This is a genomic window from Hydrogenophaga sp. Root209 (assembly GCF_001428625.1).
Lineage (GTDB): Bacteria > Pseudomonadota > Gammaproteobacteria > Burkholderiales > Burkholderiaceae_C > Hydrogenophaga.
On sequence record NZ_LMIE01000031.1, the window covers coordinates 37,250 to 50,918 of the forward strand.

The following is a 13,669-nucleotide window of genomic DNA, read 5'->3' on the forward strand; positions in this document are numbered from 1 at the left end:
CCGTGCGACCGGCGTTGACCCCTTCGATCACACGCCATGCTGCAACCCGTCTTTACTGCTCCTATCTTCGCCGTGCATGGCCTGCTGGACGGCGCGCGCGGCAAGGGGCTGGCCACGCAAGAATGGCTGGAGGGCGTGCTGGGGCGCGCAGGCATCAGCGAATCGCTACTGGATCTGGAGGATTCGCGCGTAACCGTGGAGCAGTTCAACGCGCTGTTTATCGCCGTCAAGGACAGCCTGAACGACGAGTGCCTGGGCTACCTGCATGGGCGGCCCATGCGCCCGGGCAGCTTCGCGCTAATGGTGCGCAGCGCGTTCACTGCCCATTCGTTGTCATACGCCCTGCGTCGCCTGAGCGAATCCTTCGCCCTGCTGCAGGACGACGTGGCGCTGGTGCCCGTGACCGAGGGCGCGCTGGGGGGCTTCGCGCTGGAGATGCGCGGCGGCGCGGGCGCACATGCCGAATTCCTTCACGCACATCTGCTGCGCGTGTTCTGGCGCTTGCTGCTGTGGCTGCACGGCGGCCGGCTGGTGCCGCAGCGATTCGACTTCAATTTTGCGCAGCCGCTCCATGCGATGAGCTACGGGCGCATCTTTTCCGGTACGCTGTGCTTCGGGCAGCCGCGCACGGCCGCCTGGTTCGACGCCGACGCCTTCAAACAGCCGGTGCGGCGCGATCGGGACGCGCTGCAGTCCTTCCTGCGCGCCACGCCGGGCAACGTGGTGGGTCCGCACCTGAACGAGCGCAGCGCCAGCGCGCGGGTCCGCATGGTGCTGCAGCGGGCCAGCCCCGAATGGCCCGACCTGGCCGTCACCGCGCAGCGCCTGCACATGTCGGTGAGCGCGTTGCAGCGGCACCTGGCCACCGAGGACACTTCCTTCCAGGCACTGAAGGACCAACTGCGGCGCGACATGGCGATCGTGCGCCTGACCAGCAGCGAAGCCTCGCTCATCGCCATCGCCGCCGACCTGGGCTTCACCGACAGCACCGCCTTCCAGCGCGCCTTCAAGGTCTGGACCGGCAGCGCGCCGGGAGCCTACCGCGCCCGCTCGCGCAGCGGGCAGCACCCTACATAGAGGCATTCGACCAATTCCGGCACGGCCACGAGGCTGTAGCCGACCACCGAGAAGATCGGCGCCTTCATAGCTGCCGGGCCTTGGCCCACATCGAGCGAGGCTCTCGTGCGCTCAAGAGACTGTTTGCAGCCCTTGAGGCAGTTGCACCGACGGCAGCGCAGCGACAGGCTGCGCCAGGAAGCAGATGTTTTCCGTCAGCCTATCGAGGTCATTCGTCATTGCCACCCGTTGAGGCTGACTTCTAAGCTTCCTAAGCTAAAACTGAACTCGCACTGCATAGGAGTGATGGCTGTGTGCCATTTGGAGCGGCACTGCCAGAATGTAAATCAAGCATCATGACCGACGCAGCCCCGGCACTCTCGTATCCGTTCTCGGATCTCCCACTCCCTGGCCAAGCCACGGAAATCAAGCCTGGTGTGCTGTGGCTGCGCATGCTGCTGCCGTTTTCCCTGGATCACATCAACCTCTGGGCATTGAGCGACGGTCCTGGTTGGGCGGTCGTGGACACGGGCATTCGCAGCGTGGACGTCAGGAACGCGTGGCTCGCCTTGCTCGCTCCGCAGGGGCCGCTAGCCGGCCGTCCCATCTCCCGTGTGATAGCGACGCACATGCACCCGGATCATGTGGGCATGGCGGGATGGTTGACACGTCGCTTCGAATGCGCGCTTTGGATGACACGAGACGAGTATTTGAGCTGTCGGGTGATGCTTGCCGATACGGGGCGGGAAGCGCCAGTCGATGGCGTTCGCTTCTATCGGAGGGCCGGATGGAGCGACACCGAGGTGGATGAGTACCGCACCCGGTTCGGTGACTTCGGTAAGATGATCCATCCATTGCCTGACAGCTTTGTGCGGCTCACGGATGGCCAGATGTTGCGGATCGGGGACCAGGAATGGGAAGTCATCGTCGGCACAGGACATTCCCCCGAGCACGCGTGCTTCTACTCGCGCGAACTGGATTTGCTGATATCGGGGGATCAGGTTCTTCCCAGGATCAGTTCCAATACCTCCGTGTACGCCACCGAGCCGCATGCGAATCCTCTGCAGGGCTGGCTCGATTCCATCGACCGGTTGATGCAACGCGTACCTGGGAGCGCCCTGATTCTGCCTGCCCACAACGAACCTTTCCATGGCCTGCACCTACGGTTGGAGCAACTGCGTGCGAGCACCGTCAGAGGCACCGACCGCGTCAGGCAACAACTTGTGCAGCCTCTGAGGGTCATCGACCTGGTTCGCGCCCTGTACCGTTCGTCCATTGTTGCGGAGCAAATGCACCTCAACCTCGCGACCGGAGAGACGCTCGCCCACCTAAACTATCTCGACCAGCGTGGGGAAATCGTGTCTGCAGAAGACGAAGACGGTGCAATGCGCTATCGGCTCGCCTGATGCACTAATTTGCCCTCAAGGATATAGAAGTAACCCAATCAAGCCTGTCATTGACTGGGTTCTTTGCTGATGTGTTTCGAGAGCAATGAGTCCTTGCACCAGCGCGTCGTGTACGGCCTCCAGTTCTTTGAACACCGTGTTGGCAAACCAATCCTGGCACGGCACCTTCCACAGATGCTCGACCGGGTTCAGCTCAAGGCTGGCAGAAACTCTAGGCGCATATTCTGTGGCACATCCAAGTGACCCGCGATGTGCCAACCCGCCTGATCCATGACCATCATGATGAACTCGACGGCATGGCGTCGCGCCATCTCGGCCAGGAACACCTGCATCGTCTCAGCGTTGGCCCAGGGCAGCACCAGAGAGTCAATCACGCCATCGTGCGTGCTGACGGCGGCGAAGGCGTACAGGGTCTGGCGTTGAGGCGTGCGCCGACGATGGGGCGTGAGCCCCTGGGCACCCAACACTGCCGGGGTGTTCCCAGCAGGCAGAAGCGCCCTTCGTGCTGGAATATCAGCCGCACGGGCGACCATATTCAGCTTGACGCCTGACCTCTTGGCGCACTTGAACAGTGCTCTCAGAAAGGGGCCGTTTGTCATTCGATCGGGGCGCTTCGTCATCGCGGCTCGCAGCACCGGCACCTAGGATTCCTTGTGTGCGCTGGACGACATGTAGCGGAGCGGCGATGACCGCCGCCCCACGATCCAGAGCCTAACCCAAAGGAGACAAACACGTGTGCCAAATCGACATGCAGAAGCTCGCCGACGACGCTCGCTTCAACCGCTTTCATGCCAAGGTGCTTCTGTGGTGCCTGTTGATTCTCATCATCGACGGCTATGACATCGCCGTGGTGGGCATCGCCCTGCCGTCCATCATGCAGCAGATGGGCGTGAACGCATCGACTGCCGGTTTCATGGCCAGTTCGGCCCTGTTCGGCATGATGTTCGGCGCCATGGTTCTGGGCACGCTGTCCGACCGGATTGGTCGGCGCTGGGCCCTCTCCATTGGCGTCATGCTGTTCAGCGTGTTCACCGCGGCCGCCGGATTCACCAAGGATCCCATCAGCTTCAGCGTGGTGCGCTTCATCGCGGGCCTGGGGATTGGCGGTGTGCTGCCGGTCATCGTGGCACAGATGGTCGAGTACTCGCCCAAGAAGATCCGCAGCCTGATGACGGCGCTGATGACTTCGGGCTACGCACTGGGCGGCATCCTGGCCGCGGTGCTCGGCAAGCAGCTGATCGGCGAGTACGGCTGGCAGGTCGTTTTCATCGCAGCGGGTGTGCCGGTCCTGCTGATTCCGTTCATCTTGAAGCTGGTGCCGGAATCAATGACCTACCTGATCTCGCGCAGCCGCAACGGCGAACTGGCCGAAGTGGCCCGTAATCTCCAGCCGGGAGTCAAGCACCCGGCGGACGCCCAGTTCGTCGTGCCCACCGCCGACCGCGTGGCGGGTGCGCCGGTCTCCCGGCTGTTCCAGGACGGGCGAGGCCCGAGCACGGTGCTGTTCTGGATCGCCTTCTTCTCGGGCCTGTTCATGGTCTATGCGCTCAGCAGCTGGCTGACCAAGCTGATGGCTATGGCTGGCTACAGCCTGGGGTCTGCCCTCAGCTTCGTGATCGCGCTGAACGTTGGCGCCATCATCGGTGCCGTGGGAGGCGGGTGGCTCGCCGACAAGTTCAACATCAAGTGGGTGCTGGTGGGGATGTATGCGCTGGGCGGCGTGCTGCTGTACCTGATGACGTTCCAGACCTCGACCGAGCTGCGTTATCTGATCATCGGCGCGGTCGGCGCCTGCACCACCGGCGCGCAATTGGTGGCCTATGCCTACTGCGGGCAGTTTTACCCGATGTCCATCCGCTCGACCGGCATCGGCATGGCCTCCGGCGTGGGGCGCCTGGGCGCGATCGCGGCGCCGCTGCTAATCGGCCAGATCGTTGCGCTTGAGCTGCCGCTGGAGCAGAACTTCCTGGTGATCGGGGCTTTCGGAATCATCGGCTCGATCGCCCTGGCGTTCATCAGGCATGGCGGCCCGGCGTCGGTGGGCCCGCAAGAGGCTGCACGCGAGTTGCGCCCGTCGCAACAGACGCCGCAAAACGCCTGATCGTAGCCATCAAGGAAATTCGCTGTGTCTGTCTACATAGCCCCCCTGCGCGAAATGCTGTTCGCCATGAAAGAGGTCGGCGGCCTGGACGCGATCTGCGCCCAGCCCGACCATGAAGAAACCACGCCCGACCTGGTCGAGGCCATCCTGCAGGAGGCGGCTAATTACGCCGCTGGCGTGCTGGATCCGCTCAACCGCCCCGGCGACGTGCAGGGCGCGCGCTGGCACGATGGTCGGGTCACGCCCGCCGACGGCTTTCGCGAAGCCTGGGCCAGCTTCTGCGAGAACGGCTGGAACGGCATGCCCGCTGCCACCGAATGGGGCGGCCAGGGCCTGCCCACGCTGGTCTCCACCGCCGTGCTGGAGATGTGGAAGTCGTCCAACCTCGCGTTCAGCCTGTGCCAGATGCTCACGCTGGGCGCGGTGGAGGCCATTGCGCACCATGGCAGCGACGCACTCCAGCGCCGCTTCCTGGCACCCATGGTCGAGGGCCGCTGGACGGGCACCATGAACCTCACCGAGCCCCAGGCCGGCTCTGACCTGGCCGCGCTGCGCAGCCGTGCCGTACACGAGGGCGACCACTACCACGTCAGCGGCAACAAGATCTTCATCACCTGGGGCGAGCACGACATGGCCGAGAACATCGTGCACCTGGTGCTGGCGCGCCTACCCGATGCGCCACCGGGGGTGAAAGGCATCTCGCTGTTCCTGTGCCCGAAGTACCTGGTCAACGACGATGGCACCCTGGGCGAACGCAACGACTTGGCCTGCACGTCGATTGAGCACAAGATGGGCATCCACGGCAGCCCCACGGCGTCGATGAGTTTTGGCGACAGCGGCGGCGCTATCGGCTACCTGGTCGGCGAGCCGCACCAGGGGCTGGCCTGCATGTTCACCATGATGAACCACGCGCGGCTGAACGTTGGCCTGGAAGGCGTGGGCATTTCCGAGCGCGCCTACCAGCGCGCACGCGCCTATGCGCTGGAGCGGGTGCAGGGCAAGCCGCTGATCAGCGGCAGCACCGCCATCGCAGGCCACCCGGACGTGCGGCGCATGCTGATGGACATGAAGGCCCGCACCGAGGCCATGCGCGCGCTGGCCTACTTCTGCGCCGGTCAGATGGACCGCGCCGCGGGCCACGCCGATGCGCAGGAGCGCGCGCAGGCGCAGGCCCTGGTCGGCCTGCTGATACCGGTGGTCAAAGGCTGGTGTACCGACAGCGCGCAGGGCATCACGTCCGACGGCGTGCAGGTGCATGGCGGCATGGGCTACGTCGAGGAAACCGGCGCCTCCCAGCACATGCGCGACGCGCGCATCACGACCATCTACGAAGGCACCACGGGCATCCAGGCCAACGACCTGATCGGCCGCAAGCTGGCACGCGAGGGCGGGCGCACGCTGAAGGCGCTGCTGGGCCGCATCGACGGCGATGCGCGCCGGTTGGTCGAATCGCCCGATGCAGTGCTGGCGCAGATCGGCCGCGCGTTGGCAGCCGCTGCCCAGGCGCTGGACGAAGCGGTCGACTGGCTGCTGGCCCACGACGGTCAACCCGCGCAGTGCGCGGCGGGCGCCGTGCCCTTCCTGCGGCTGGCGGGCACCGTGATCGGCGGCTGGCTGTCGGCGCGCATGGCCGAAGCCGCTACCGCGCAACTCGCGGCGGGCGCGGGCGATGCGGGCTTTCTCGGTACCAAGCGCGCCACAGCCAGCCATTACGCGGCGCATGTCCTGGTGCAGGCGCCGATGCTGCGCGACATCGTCACGGGCGGCGCCGCCAGCACGCTGGCCCTGGCGGACGATCAACTCTGAATGATCCTGAAAGGAAACCCTCCCATGAAAATCCTGGTTCCCGTCAAGCGGGTGGTTGACTACAACGTCAAGGTCCGCGTCAAGAGCGATGGCAGCGGCGTGGACATCGCCAATGTCAAGATGAGCATGAACCCCTTCGACGAGATTGCCGTCGAAGAGGCTGTGCGGCTCAGGGAGAAAGGCGCGGCAACGGAGATCGTCGCCGTCTCGTGCGGCGTGTCTCAATGCCAGGAGACGCTGCGCACCGCCATGGCCATCGGTGCCGACCGCGGCATCCTAGTCGAGACCAATGAAGAACTGCAGCCGCTGGCCGTGGCTAAGCTGCTTAAGGCCCTGATCGACAAGGAACAGCCCGGCCTCGTGATCCTGGGCAAGCAGGCCATCGACGACGACTGCAACCAGACCGGCCAGATGCTGGCGGCGCTGGCCGGTCTGCCGCAAGCCACCTTCGCCTCCAAGGTCGAGCTCGCCAGCGACAAGGCAGCCGTGACCCGCGAAGTGGACGGCGGCCTGGAAACCCTTAGCCTCACGCTGCCCGCGGTCATCACCGCCGACCTGCGTCTGAACGAACCGCGCTACGTCACCTTGCCCAACATCATGAAGGCCAAGAAAAAGCCGCTGGACACCATCAAGCCCGAAGACCTCGGCGTTCAAGTCGCCCCGCGCCTGAAGACCCTGAAGGTGACCGAACCCGCCAAGCGCGGCGCCGGCGTGAAGGTGGCTGACGTGGCCGCCCTGGTCGAAAAACTCAAGAACGAAGCGAAGGTGATCTAAATGTCGGTACTCGTTATTGCTGAACACGACAACGCATCCATCAAGGGCGCAACCCTGAACACCGTGACGGCTGCAGCCGCTTGCGGTGGCGACGTGCACGTGCTGGTGGCCGGCCACAATGCCGGCGCTGCCGCACAAGCCGCCGCCCAGATCGCCGGTGTCGCCAAGGTCATCCACGCCGACGCCGCAGGCTTGGCCCACGGCCTGGCCGAGAACGTGGCCGCCCAGGTGCTGGCCATCGCCGGCAACTATAGCCACATCCTGTTCCCGGCCACGGCCGGCGGCAAGAACGTGGCCCCCCGCGTGGCCGCCAAGCTCGACGTCGCCCAGATCAGCGACATCACCAAGGTGGTGAGCGCCGACACCTTCGAACGCCCCATCTACGCCGGCAATGCCATCGCCACCGTGCAAAGCAGCGACGCCACCAAAGTCATCACCGTGCGCACCACCGGCTTCGACGCCACAGCGGCGACCGGAGGCAACGCAGCAGTGGAAACGGCAACCGCAGCGGCAGACACCGGCAAGAGCAGCTACGTGGGCAGCGAAATCGCCAAGAGCGACCGGCCCGAACTGACGGCGGCCAAGATCATCGTCTCCGGCGGCCGTGCGCTGGGCAGCAAGGAAAAATTCGACGAAGTCATCACCCCGCTGGCCGACAAGCTGGGCGCGGCCATCGGCGCGAGCCGCGCGGCGGTGGATGCGGGCTACGCGCCCAATGACCTGCAGGTGGGCCAGACCGGCAAGATCGTGGCGCCGCAGCTGTACGTGGCGGCGGGCATCTCGGGGGCGATCCAGCACCTGGCGGGCATGAAGGACTCCAAGGTGATCGTGGCGATCAACAAGGACCCGGAGGCGCCGATCTTCAGCGTGGCCGACTACGGGCTGGAGGCGGACCTGTTCGCGGCTGTGCCGGAACTCGTCAAGGCCTTTTAACTTGGATGAGATACACCATGGAGCTTCGGCATTTGCGTTGCTTTATAGCGGTGGCCGAAGAACTTCACTTTGGCCGCGCAGCGGAAAAGCTGCACATCGATCAGTCCCCTTTGTCGCGCACCATCAAGGAGATAGAGGAAGAGCTCGGGGCGCAACTGTTCACGCGAACCACGCGAAGCACCCGCCTGACCTTTGCCGGAATGGCATTCCTGGAGCGGGTGCCGCGAATCTTCGAAGCTCTGAAACAGGCGTGTGACGGCGTCAAGTCCGCCGCCAGTGGGTTTCAGGGACAGTTGCGCATCGCTTTGTCCGATGGCATCACGCCCTCGCGAATGCCGACGCTGCTGGCACGGTGCCGAGAGGAAGATCCAGAGATTGACATTCGGTTATTTGAGATGCCGTTGGACCAACAGATCAAGGGTCTGCACGATGACCTGTATGACGTCGGCTTTTCGATGGCCGAAGAGGTGGGCGACGGCATTGTGGTCAGGCCTGCGTGGGAAGACGAGCTGATGGTGGCGGTCCCAGCTCGCCATCCTGTGCTGGCCCACAAGCACGTTCCGTTGGAAGAAGTGCTGCGCTATCCGCTGGCGCTATGCGATCCGGCGATATGCGAAGGCCATGCACGCCAAGTTGATCGCGTTTTGCAGCGCTACGAGCAACAGCCACTGATCGCCCAGCGCGTGGCGTCCTATGAGGTGATGATGACCTTAGTCTCCGCCGGATTGGCACTTGGTTTGGCGGGCGCCGCGCACATTGCATCCGGCCGTGGGCCAGGTGTTGTGGCCCGGCGCTTGGCGGGCAAGTCGCAGATGCTGGCCACGTATCTGCTGCACCGTGACGTGGAGCCCTCCGAAATGCTGGCTCGGTTCATCGCACGAGTGGACTCCATTGATTCGGCGGATGGCTCCAGCGCCGCCGAGGACTCCTGATCCACCTGCTGAAAGGACCCAAGCCATGCCCCGATTCCTGTCGCTGCTGATGGCCGCTGCACTGACAGCCTCCTGTGGGCCATCCCAACCGACGGAAACCGTGGACTTCCTCGTGGCCCATCCTGAGCGTCTCAAGGAAGTCCAGCGCCTGTGCAAGGAAGAGCGCGCGAAGGCCGGCGAAGAACTCTGCCGACGTGCCGCCGAGGCCGCGAATCGCCGCTTCTTTGGTGACCGGCCGGAGCAGAAGTCCCAATAAGGTAACCTTCCGTCGCGGCGCCGCGACAAAGTTCTCGCAGTTACCTCATCACGCCGCAGCGCGCTCGCGCATGCGGCATTTTTATTGTCTTCGCCACCGCAAGAAGTCTGGCTCTTTTGGCCTGAATCCCCGCCATAACGGTCTTTGACCGGCCTGCACGCTCGCCTTGATCCTCGGCACTACGGCACGTTCCTGTGCCGTAGTGGGAGGTTGACCAATGCAAGGAACGAACGTGCTGTTCGGTCAGATTGCCGTCGTCTTCGGCATCGTGATCGCTGGCGTATGGAGCGCCACGCAATGGACAGCAGCGGCCCTGGGCTACCAGCTACGCCTGGGCTCGCCGTGGTTCGACTTCTTCGGTACGCCGGTCTACCACCCCTGGGGCCTGTTCGAGTGGTGGTTCTTCTTCGACGCCTACGCGCCGCATATCTTCGACGCGGGCGGTGCCATTGCCGCAGGCAGCGGCCTGATCGCGATGGTAGTTGCCATCGGCATGTCGATCTGGCGCTCGCGCCAGTCCAAGCTGGTCACGACCTACGGCTCGGCCCGCTGGGCCAATGCGGAGGACATCCACAAGGCGGGCCTTGACCAGCCTGCGGGCGTGTTCCTCGGCCTGCATCGCCAGCAGTACCTGCGCCATGAAGGCCCGGAACACGTCCTGACATTCGCGCCCACCCGCTCGGGCAAAGGCGTGGGCCTGGTGGTTCCCACCTTGTTGAGCTGGCCTGCATCGGCCGTCATTCACGACATCAAGGGCGAGAACTGGAGCATCACCGCCGGCTGGCGCTCGCGCTTCTCGCATTGCCTGCTGTTCAACCCGACCGATGCGAAGTCGTCGGCCTACAACCCACTGCTGGAGGTGAGGCGCGGCGCGCACGAAGTGCGCGACGTGCAGAACATCGCAGACATTCTGGTCGATCCCGAAGGAGCACTGGAGCGGCGCAACCATTGGGAGAAGACCTCGCATGCGCTGCTGGTTGGGGCCATCCTGCACGTGCTCTACGCAGGCGAAGACAAGACGCTGCGCGGAGTCGCCAACTTCCTCAGCGACCCGGCCTGTCCCTTCGAGCTGACCCTGCATCGGATGATGACCACGCCGCACATCGGTGGTGGGCCGCATCTGGTGGTGGCATCGGCAGCGCGCGAAGTCCTGAACAAATCGGACAACGAGCGTTCCGGCGTGTTGAGCACCGCCATGTCATTCCTCGGCCTGTACCGCGACCCCACGGTGGCCGAAGTCACCTCGCGCTGCGACTGGCGCATTGCCGACCTGATCGCGGCCGAGCATCCGGTGTCGCTGTACCTGGTGGTGCCGCCTTCGGACATTTCGCGGACGAAACCGCTCATTCGCCTGATCCTCAACCAGATCGGGCGACGGCTGACGGAATCGCTCGACGGCAGCGACGGCATCGCGCGCCGCCACAAGCTGCTATTGATGCTCGACGAGTTCCCCGCGCTCGGACGGCTCGACTTCTTCGAGACGGCCCTGGCCTTCATGGCCGGCTACGGTATCCGCAGCTTCCTCATCGCCCAGTCGCTCAACCAGATTGACAAAGCCTACGGCCAGAACCATTCGATCCTGGACAACTGCCATGTCCGGGTGACGTTCGCCACCAACGACGAGCGCACCGCCAAGCGCATCTCCGAAACGCTGGGCACCGCGACCGAGCTGCGCGCGCAGCGCAACTACGCCGGCCACCGGCTCGCGCCATGGCTCGGGCATCTGATGGTGTCGCGCCAGGAGACGGCACGTCCGCTGCTCACGCCGGGCGAGGTAATGCAGCTTCCGCCCGACGAGGCCGTGGTGATGGTGTCCAGCGTGGCGCCCATCAAGGCCAAGAAGCTGCGCTACTACGCGGACAGCAATTTCAAGCGGCGCGTGCTTCCGCCGCCGGTGCTTGCAACCCTGTCCATGCAGGGGCGCTATGCCGATGTGCCACCGGAACGCGCCGACGACTGGAGCGGGCTGGCGATTCCCGCCATGCCGGTCGCACCGACGGCCGACGCCGCCGATGGGCTGGAGAACCTGGGTTCGGCCGACGACAGCGGCCCACGCCGCCAGCCCGAACTTTCCGAAGCCGTCACCTACGACCCCGACCTGGTTGCGCCCGCAGCCGACCTCGGGCTGCTCGATGACGACGACATGCCGCATCCCCTTCCTCGCCAGCTCGATCCGGCCCTGCAGCGCACGGCCCGGCTGGCTTCCCTCGACCCTGACGACGGAATCGACCTATGACCCAACACCGCCTCAATGTGTTCATCCAGCCGGAGCACAGCAAGCGGCTCGATGAACTGGCCGCCAAGAAGGGCGTGTCCAAGTCCAGCATCGTCGCGGCGGCCCTGGCCTCCTGGCTGTCGCCCGATGCGGCCGACCAGCGCGAGGCGGCAATTGCCAAGCGGCTGGACCGCCTGTCGCGCCACGCCGAGCGCCTGGAGCGCGACCAGAACATTGCCATCGAAACATTGGCGCTGTTCATCCGCTATTTCCTCACGGTGAGCACACCCGTGCCCGAGGCCCATCAGGATGCCGCTCGCGCCCAGGGCAAGGCCCGCTTCGAGCAGTTCGTCGAGCAGCTCGGTCGCCATTTGCTGCGCGGGCGCAGCCTGGTGCGGGATGTGGTGGAGGAACTGCACACCGATCCGACGCGACCGGAGGGCGCTGCGGCCGTCGCGGATGCCCAGGAGCGTGCCTTATGAGCGCCGTTCCTTCCTCCTTCACGGCCACCTCGCTGGATCGCCGCATCCAGATGCTGCGCACGGCCATGGGGCCGCTGATCGCTGCCGCGCTCGAAGACCCGGACGTGGTGGAAATCATGCTCAACCCCGATCGCACGCTCTGGGTGGATCGTCTGTCCACGGGCCGCGCGCCGATGGGCGTGGAACTGTCCGAGGCCGATGGCGAACGCATCATCCGCCTCGTTGCAGCTCACGTTGGCACGGAAGTTCATCGGGGCCAGCCGTTGTTGACGGCAGAGCTGCCCGAGACGGGCGAACGCTTCGAGGGCATCCTGCCGCCCGCCGCGCCGGGGCCGGCCTTCGCCTTGCGCAAGCGCGCCTTTGGCGTGATCCCACTGTCGCGCTACATCGAGGACGGAATGATGACCGCCGCGCAGGCGGGCCTGCTGGTGCGCGCCGTGCGCGAGCGCCAGAACATCCTGATCGCAGGCGGCACCAGCACGGGCAAGACCACGCTCGCCAATGCCTTGCTCGCCGAGATTGCCGCTACCGGTGACCGCGTGCTGGTGCTTGAAGACACGGTGGAGCTGCAATGCGCGGCGCGCGATCACGTACCGCTGCGCACGCGCCAGGGCGTGGTGTCGATGACCGAGCTGGTGCGCTCTTCCATGCGCCTGCGCCCGGATCGCGTGATCGTTGGCGAAGTGCGTGGTGCCGAGGCGCTGGATCTCATCAAGGTATGGGGCACGGGCCACCCCGGCGGCATCGCCACCATCCACGCCGGCTCCGCGCTGGGCGCGCTGCTGCGCCTGGAGCAACTGATTCTCGAAGTGGCGGAGAACCCGCCCCGTGCGCTGATCGCGGAAGCGGTCAACGTGGTCATCCACATCGCCGGGCGCGGACGCAAGCGCCGCATCGAGAGCATCGCCCGCGTCGTCGGCTTCGATGGCGCGGGCTACCAACTGGCGGATGCGCTGGAAACGCCGTTTCCCGAGCTGCCGCCACGTCCCGATGCCGCACCCGCTGCGGCGACATCCCCATCCCCTGACTCACTTGGAGAACTGCCATGACGCAGATGACCATTCCTGCTTTCCGTTTTTCTGCAAATCCGGCTTTGCGTCTTGCGCAGCTGCGCTGCCTGGCCCGCCCTGCGGGGCAAGGGCTGTTGCTGGCCGCGCTGCTGCTGTTCCTGGCCGGAACCGCGCAGGCCGCCGGTTCCTCGATGCCGTGGGAAGGCCCGCTGCAATCCATCCTCGAATCCATCCAGGGGCCGGTGGCGCGCATCGTCGCGGTCATCATCATCATCGCCACGGGCCTCGCGCTCGCGTTCGGTGACACGTCCGGCGGATTCCGCAAGCTGATCCAGATCGTGTTCGGTCTGTCCATCGCCTTCGCGGCGTCGAGCTTCTTCCTGTCGTTCTTCAGCTTCTCCGGCGGGGCCGTCGTATGAGTGCCCCGGACACCTTCGCGGACGGCTTCGAGGTGCCGCTGCATCGCTCGCTGACCGAGCCGATTCTGCTGGGCGGTGCGCCGCGCACCGTGGCGATCGCCAACGGCACGCTGGCCGCCGCTGTCGGCCTGGGCCTGCAACTGTGGATTCCCGGCGTGGTGCTCTGGATCGTCGGCCATTCGCTGGCGGTGTGGGGTGCGCGCGTCGATCCGCAGTTCATGCAGGTCTTCGCCCGGCACATCAAGCACCGCCCGCTGCTGGACGTGTGAGGGGAGGACG

The 13,669-nt window shown here is 65.3% G+C and carries 14 protein-coding genes; 13 read left to right on the forward strand and 1 reads right to left on the reverse strand.

Annotation, left to right across the window (positions count from 1 at the left end):
• The first annotated feature begins 36 nt into the window (after positions 1-36).
• Together ASE11_RS18655 and ASE11_RS18660 are read left to right on the forward strand one after the other, a co-directional pair.
• Positions 37-1,077 (forward strand): AraC family transcriptional regulator, encoded by a 1,041-nt coding sequence (locus ASE11_RS18655; RefSeq protein ID WP_015014598.1) that lies wholly within the window; start codon positions 37-39, stop codon positions 1,075-1,077.
• Positions 1,078-1,412: 335 nt separating this feature from the next.
• Positions 1,413-2,462, forward strand: a complete 1,050-nt coding sequence (locus ASE11_RS18660; protein WP_015014597.1) for an MBL fold metallo-hydrolase — start codon at positions 1,413-1,415, stop codon at positions 2,460-2,462.
• A 188-nt stretch (positions 2,463-2,650) separates the two neighbouring features.
• Here ASE11_RS18660 and ASE11_RS18665 read toward each other — a convergent pair whose 3' ends face one another.
• Positions 2,651-3,103, reverse strand: coding sequence for a transposase (locus ASE11_RS18665; protein WP_015014596.1), 453 nt, complete (start codon positions 3,101-3,103; stop codon positions 2,651-2,653).
• Positions 3,104-3,195: 92 nt separating this feature from the next.
• Between ASE11_RS18665 and ASE11_RS18670 the strand changes: the two genes are divergently transcribed.
• The 11 genes from ASE11_RS18670 to ASE11_RS18720 all read left to right on the forward strand — a co-directional run bounded on the left by ASE11_RS18670 (position 3,196) and on the right by ASE11_RS18720 (position 13,659).
• Entirely contained in the window at positions 3,196-4,563 is a 1,368-nt protein-coding gene (locus tag ASE11_RS18670; protein ID WP_012436225.1) for an MFS transporter, read from the forward strand.
• A 24-nt stretch (positions 4,564-4,587) separates the two neighbouring features.
• On the forward strand, positions 4,588-6,369 hold the full coding sequence (locus ASE11_RS18675; RefSeq protein WP_012436226.1) for an acyl-CoA dehydrogenase: 1,782 nt from the start codon (positions 4,588-4,590) through the stop codon (positions 6,367-6,369).
• A gap of 24 nt (positions 6,370-6,393) precedes the next feature.
• Complete coding sequence (locus ASE11_RS18680) at positions 6,394-7,143, forward strand: electron transfer flavoprotein subunit beta/FixA family protein (RefSeq protein ID WP_012436227.1); 750 nt, start codon at positions 6,394-6,396, stop codon at positions 7,141-7,143.
• The gene (locus ASE11_RS18685; RefSeq protein WP_012436228.1) at positions 7,144-8,076 is read left to right on the forward strand and encodes an electron transfer flavoprotein subunit alpha/FixB family protein; all 933 of its coding nucleotides are present in this window, start codon (positions 7,144-7,146) and stop codon (positions 8,074-8,076) included.
• Positions 8,077-8,093: 17 nt separating this feature from the next.
• Positions 8,094-9,008 (forward strand): LysR family transcriptional regulator, encoded by a 915-nt coding sequence (locus ASE11_RS18690; RefSeq protein WP_012436229.1) that lies wholly within the window; start codon positions 8,094-8,096, stop codon positions 9,006-9,008.
• A gap of 25 nt (positions 9,009-9,033) precedes the next feature.
• Entirely contained in the window at positions 9,034-9,264 is a 231-nt protein-coding gene (locus tag ASE11_RS18695; protein ID WP_012436230.1) for an EexN family lipoprotein, read from the forward strand.
• 217 nt (positions 9,265-9,481) lie between these two features.
• Positions 9,482-11,500 carry a conjugal transfer protein TraG gene (locus ASE11_RS18700; protein ID WP_012436231.1) on the forward strand — a complete coding sequence of 673 codons (2,019 nt, stop codon included), beginning with the start codon at positions 9,482-9,484 and terminating at the stop codon, positions 11,498-11,500.
• Positions 11,497-11,961 (forward strand): CopG family transcriptional regulator, encoded by a 465-nt coding sequence (locus tag ASE11_RS18705; protein ID WP_012436232.1) that lies wholly within the window; start codon positions 11,497-11,499, stop codon positions 11,959-11,961. Before ASE11_RS18700 ends, ASE11_RS18705 begins: the two co-directional genes overlap by 4 nt.
• Positions 11,958-13,010, forward strand: coding sequence for a P-type conjugative transfer ATPase TrbB (gene trbB / locus ASE11_RS18710; RefSeq protein ID WP_056275103.1), 1,053 nt, complete (start codon positions 11,958-11,960; stop codon positions 13,008-13,010). Before ASE11_RS18705 ends, trbB begins: the two co-directional genes overlap by 4 nt.
• Positions 13,007-13,390 (forward strand): TrbC/VirB2 family protein, encoded by a 384-nt coding sequence (locus tag ASE11_RS18715; protein ID WP_031636907.1) that lies wholly within the window; start codon positions 13,007-13,009, stop codon positions 13,388-13,390. Before trbB ends, ASE11_RS18715 begins: the two co-directional genes overlap by 4 nt.
• Positions 13,387-13,659 (forward strand): VirB3 family type IV secretion system protein, encoded by a 273-nt coding sequence (locus ASE11_RS18720; RefSeq protein WP_003103993.1) that lies wholly within the window; start codon positions 13,387-13,389, stop codon positions 13,657-13,659. Before ASE11_RS18715 ends, ASE11_RS18720 begins: the two co-directional genes overlap by 4 nt.
• The last annotated feature ends 10 nt before the right edge of the window (positions 13,660-13,669 follow it).